The organism is Amphibacillus indicireducens (assembly GCF_039539605.1).
Classification (GTDB): Bacteria; Bacillota; Bacilli; order Bacillales; family Amphibacillaceae; genus Amphibacillus; species Amphibacillus indicireducens.
The window spans coordinates 1-559 of record NZ_BAABDL010000168.1 but is presented as its reverse complement, the minus strand read 5'-3'; the positions used below and the strand labels follow the sequence as shown (position 1 = coordinate 559).

Here is a 559-nt window from a genome sequence, read left to right as displayed (position 1 = left end):
AGTTTTGCGAAGATTATCAAAAGCACATTGATCAATATCGATTAACGAATCATTTGAAACATAAACCCGGCGTCTCAATTCAAGTTGACTGGAGTGGATCAACCATGAGTTTATTAAATCCAGACACAGGTGAAATAACCACTGTCTATCTGTTTGTAGGAGCTCTTCCTTATAGTCAATACACTTATGTGGAACCAACGCTTGATATGAAAAGTGATACCTGGCTACGTTGCCATATAAATATGTTCACCTATTTTGACGGTACCACAATTCGTTTAATATGCGACAATTTGAAGACCGGTGTAATAACTCACCCCAAAGAGGGTGACATCGTTTTAAACGAACAATATGAAGCTCTCGCAAACCATTATGTTATGGCCATTATGCCTGCTCAGGTAAGAAAACCTAAACAGAAAGCAGCGGTTGAAGGAGCGGTTGGTAAAATTGCAACGGCAGTTATTGCTTCATTAAGAAATGAAATATATACAACCATGGGAGAACTAAAACTAGCTGTACGTGAGAAATTGGAAATTTATAATGATAAAGAATTTCAAAAGCG

Annotated in this window: 1 pseudogene; it reads left to right on the top strand. The window is 37.4% G+C overall.

Going from position 1 to position 559, the window contains the following annotated elements:
- Positions 1–104: 104 nt before the first annotated feature.
- Positions 105–559, top strand: a pseudogene (locus tag ABD814_RS13220) (IS21 family transposase); the annotation flags it as partial.